Here is a 4,403-nt window from a genome sequence, read left to right on the forward strand (position 1 = left end):
GGTGTCGCCGCGGTTCATGAACCAGACCGCCGTGGCCGCCGCGACGGCGACGGCGACGCCGGCGGCGACGGCGACCATGGCCGGCCGGCGGCGGGGGGACCGGGACACCGCCGGAGGGCTCGCCGGGAGCGCGACCGGCTCGGTCGGCGCCACAGGGCCACCGTGGGCCTCGGCCTGGTCGGCCGCCCGGCCGCCCATGGGGGACGTGGCGGCCCCTGCGGGAGCGGGAGTCGTAGCCGGAGCGGAGGTCGTCACCGCGGCCGGGGACGTCGCCGTGGCCGGAGCGGAGGCCGGGGCCGTCGCGGGAGCGGGGGTCGCGGGAGCGGGGGTCGCGGGAGCGGGGGTCGCGGGAGCCGGGGCGGAAGCGGACGCGGGAGCCGGGGCCGTCGGGGGAACGGACTCGAACGGCACGGCGGGAGCGGACGGCGACGGCGCCGCGGGAGCGGACGGGCCCCACACGTCGCGCACGGTCTCTTGGACGGCCACCGCCCCTCCGCGGCCACCGACCAGGGCGAGCAGCAGTTCCTCGGCCGCCGGCCGGTGACCCGGGTCCCTGGCCACCGCCGCGCGCACGAGCCCGCCGAGCGGGTCCGGCAGCGTGCCGAGGTCGGGCTCGGCATGAGCCACCCGGGCCGCCATCATGTGGAAGTCGCCACGCCCGTAGGGCGGGCGTCCGGTCCCGGCGTAGGCCACCAGGCAGCCCCAGGCGAAGATGTCGACCGCGGTCGACACCTCCTGCCGAAGGATCTGCTCGGGCGCCATCCAGCCCGGGCTGCCGATCAGCTGCCCGGTCATCGTGTGCGAGGAGGCCGCGTCGAGCGCGCGGGCGATGCCGAAGTCGATCACCCGCGGACCGGATATGGACAGCAGCACGTTGGCGGGCTTGAGGTCCCGGTGGATCAGGCCGGCGGAGTGGATGGCGACCAGGGCGGCGGCCACGCCCACCGCCACGCCGTGCAGCATCCCGGCCGACAGCGCCCCTTGGTCGGAGACGTACTTCGACAGCGACGGGCCCTCGATGAACTCGGTGACCATGTAGGCGCGACCGTCCTGCGTCGCCCCGTGGTCGAGCACCTGCGCGGTGCTGAACGAGGCCACCCGCTGAGCGTTGGCGACCTCGTCACGGAACCTCGCGACGAACTGCGCGTCGCCGGCCAGCCCCGGCCGGACGACCTTCACCGCCACGGGGCGGCCGCCCGGGTCGCGGCCCAGGTAGACCGTGCCCATGCCGCCCTCGCCGATCCGGCCGCGCAGCTCGTACGGCCCCACGGTCTCGGGGTCGCCGGGCCGCAACGGCCCCGCCCCCATCGGCCACTGATCCACCATCCGGGCGACCCCCACTCCTGCACGCGCCCGCCGCGCCTGGGCGCGAGAGCGGCCCTCCCCCGGCCGGCTGCGTCGCAGTCAGCATAGAGCCCGGGAGGCCCGCCGTCAGCGCCCCTGAAGCCACCCCATCGCGGCGACCGCCGCCCCACGGGCACCGGCCATGTCGAGATCGGGGACGAGCGCGAACGCGGCCGCCCGCTCCTGCTCCTCGCGCAGCACGGTGTGCTCGCGAACGGTGTCCAGGAACCAGTCGCGGAACCAGGGCACCGTCTCGACCACGCCGCCGCCGACGAAGTAGGTCGTGGGGTCGGTGAAGTTGGCGGCGATCGTGAAGAGCCGGCCGAGCGCCATGGCCTGCTGCTCGAAGATCTTGATCGCCATGGGGTCGCGGTTCTCCGCGTAGCCGCGGACCAGTTTCGCCGCCTTGGCCGGCGACTCGGCCCGGCCGAGTTCGTGGCCCTCGAACCTGGTCAGCCAGTAGGGCAGCAGGTTCTTCTCGATCCCCGTGAGCGAGGCGACGCTCTCCACGTCGGCCGCGAGGCCGCAGTTGCAGACCGGCACGGGCTGGTCCTCCTCCAGCAGCCCCTGCATGGGGATCTGGATGTGGCCGAGTTCGCCGGCCATGCCGGCCGCGCCGCGCACGACGACGCCCGCCTCGACGACGCCGCCGCCCAGACCGGTGCCGACGATCGCCGCGATCGAGGAGTGCCGTGCCGCCTGGTCGCCATGGCGAGCGTGGTGGGCGTAGAGCGCCGCCGCGTTGCCGTCGTTGTTGTAGACGACCGGGAGGTCCAGCCGGGTCTGGAGCGCCGCACGGAAGTCGAACCCCCACCAGGCGGGCTGCGCGAAGTTCGTCGCGCCCTTGGAGGAGATGACCCCGTCCGCGCTCGCCGGGCCGGGGGTGTCGAGACCCACGGCGCGCACCGCCTCTCGGGGGGTGCCGGTGAGTTCCAGGACGTTCTCCAGCGCCAGCACGAGCGCCTCGACGGCGGCATCGGGACCCTCCTGGACACGGCTGGGGACCTCGACCAGCCGGTCCACGAGGAAGCGCCCTGAGGCGTCGAGCACGGTCGCGTTGTCGGTGGTGCCGCCGTTGTCCAGTCCGACAACTGCCCAGGAGTCGCGAATGCGCGTTTCGGTCACGGCAGACGAAGATATCCGGGCCCGGGGCGTCTCGGGAACCGTCTAGGAAAAAGTGATATCACTATGCTAAATTGATGCCTCAGCGGGGGAAGGCCCCCGCGACTGGCGGAAGGACCCCCCATGACAGATGAGCACGTGGACATGCCGGCCCCCCAGGTCCGCGAGCGGATCGCGTTCGGTTCCAACGGCTGGCCCGTACTCGGCGGCGCCATCCTCGTCGTTCTCGGCGGCGCGGCCGTGGCCCTGCGCGGCGCCACGCTGAGCGACTCGCCCAGTGTGGCGCTCATCGCCCTCGGCGCGTTGGCGATCGTGGCCGGGCTGGTGGTCAGTGGCGGGCTGACCCCGGTCGCACCGGGTGAAGCACGGGTGCTGCAACTGCTCGGCCGCTACACCGGGACGGTCCGCACCGACGGTCTGCGCTGGGTGAACCCGATCACCATGAGGCGCCAGATCTCCACCCGGATCCGCAACCACGAGACCGACGTGGCGAAGGTGAACGACGCCGACGGCAATCCGATCGAGATCGCGGCGGTCGTGGTGTGGCAGGTGGAGGACACCGCCCGCGCGTTCTTCGAGGTGGACGACTTCGTCGCTTTCGTCGCCATGCAGACCGAGACCGCAGTGCGGCACATCGCCAACAGCTATCCCTACGACGCGCATGAGCCGGGTCAGCTGTCACTGCGTGACAACGCCGACGAGATCACGGCGAAACTGTCCACGGAGATCGCGGCCCGGGTGGCGAGCGCCGGCGTGAAGGTCATCGAGTCACGGATCACGCATCTCGCGTACGCCCCCGAGATCGCCCAGGCCATGCTGCGCCGCCAGCAGGCCGGAGCGGTGGTGGCGGCCCGGCAGCGGATCGTCGAGGGCGCGGTCGGCATGGTCGAGGCGGCCCTCAACCGCCTGGACGAGCAGAACGTGGTCGACCTGGACGAGGAGAGGAAGGCCGCGATGGTCAGCAACCTGCTGGTCGTGCTCTGCAGCGACCATCAGGTCCAGCCCGTGGTGAACACCGGCTCCCTCTACCAGTGACGAGCGAACGAAAGAAGATCCTGCTCCGGATGGACCCCGGGGTGCACGATGCGCTGGCCAGGTGGGCGGGCGACGAATTGCGCAGCACCAACGCGCAGATCGAGTTCCTCCTGCGGAAGGCACTGGCCGACGCGGGGCGGCTCCCCGGTTCCGTGGGCCGGATGCGCCGCCCCGGGCGGCCCCCGAAAGACCGCGCCTCCGGAGAGGCGCCGGATGAACCCTCTGAGGAGTAGGACATGAACGTCCCGAACTCTCTTCCCGAAAGGCTCTACCTGCTCGCCTACGACACACACAGGCAGAAGATCCGCTGCGGCGACCTCGGATACCTGCTGCGCGCCGCGGCCCTCGCCGACCTCTATCTGAGCGGCCACCTCACCGAGGAGTCGGGCCGACCGCAGGTGTTCGTGCGGCGGCCCGGCCCGGACCCGATGCTCGACGCCGTGCTCGGGCAGATCGCCGACTCCCGGCCTCGCCCGTGGACCCATTGGGTGCGCAAGAGCTCCCGCGGCATGGTGCGGACGGTACGGGATCAATTGGCCGCCGACGGCTGGATCCGGGTCGAGCCGCGCCGCCGGTACGGCATCCTCCGCTACAACAAGGTGACCGTACGTGACCCAAGGGTTGTGACGCAGCTCACCCGCGGCGTGTCGACCGCGCTGCAGGGGGGCCGGCCGAGCGGGCGCGTCGATCCGTACGAGGCCGCGGCCGCCGCACTCGCCGCCAACGGGGAACTCCGTGCGGTCCTGAACCGCAAGGACCGCCGCAGGCACAAGCAGCGCATCAACGAGCTCAGCGCCGTCACCGGGCCCGCGGCCACCGCGCTGCGCAAGGCGATCCAGCAGAAACGCGCGGCGCAGCACGCGAGCTGACTCCGCCGAAGCCGTCAGTCAGGTTGGCAAATC

The 4,403-nt window shown here is 72.5% G+C and carries 5 protein-coding genes; 3 read left to right on the plus strand and 2 right to left on the minus strand.

Features of this window, described 5'->3' with window-relative positions:
• Both HKK72_RS36485 and HKK72_RS36490 read right to left on the minus strand, forming a co-directional pair.
• On the minus strand, positions 1–1,326 hold a 1,326-nt coding region (locus HKK72_RS36485), incomplete at its 3' end, for a serine/threonine-protein kinase (protein ID WP_187238956.1).
• Positions 1,327–1,431: 105 nt separating this feature from the next.
• On the minus strand, positions 1,432–2,469 hold the full coding sequence (locus HKK72_RS36490; RefSeq protein WP_315987628.1) for an ROK family protein: 1,038 nt from the start codon (positions 2,467–2,469) through the stop codon (positions 1,432–1,434).
• Positions 2,470–2,589: 120 nt separating this feature from the next.
• Between HKK72_RS36490 and HKK72_RS36495 the strand changes: the two genes are divergently transcribed.
• From HKK72_RS36495 to HKK72_RS36505, 3 genes are read left to right on the plus strand one after another with little or no spacing between them, the layout of a single operon-like run.
• On the plus strand, positions 2,590–3,501 hold the full coding sequence (locus HKK72_RS36495; protein WP_187238957.1) for an SPFH domain-containing protein: 912 nt from the start codon (positions 2,590–2,592) through the stop codon (positions 3,499–3,501).
• Entirely contained in the window at positions 3,498–3,734 is a 237-nt protein-coding gene (locus HKK72_RS36500; protein WP_187238958.1) for a hypothetical protein, read from the plus strand. Before HKK72_RS36495 ends, HKK72_RS36500 begins: the two co-directional genes overlap by 4 nt.
• Positions 3,735–3,737: 3 nt before the next feature.
• The gene (locus tag HKK72_RS36505; protein WP_187238959.1) at positions 3,738–4,370 is read left to right on the plus strand and encodes a GOLPH3/VPS74 family protein; all 633 of its coding nucleotides are present in this window, start codon (positions 3,738–3,740) and stop codon (positions 4,368–4,370) included.
• Positions 4,371–4,403 lie beyond the last annotated feature (33 nt).

The sequence above is a fragment of the Actinomadura sp. HBU206391 genome (genome assembly GCF_014323665.1).
Classification (GTDB): Bacteria; Actinomycetota; Actinomycetes; order Streptosporangiales; family Streptosporangiaceae; genus Actinomadura_C.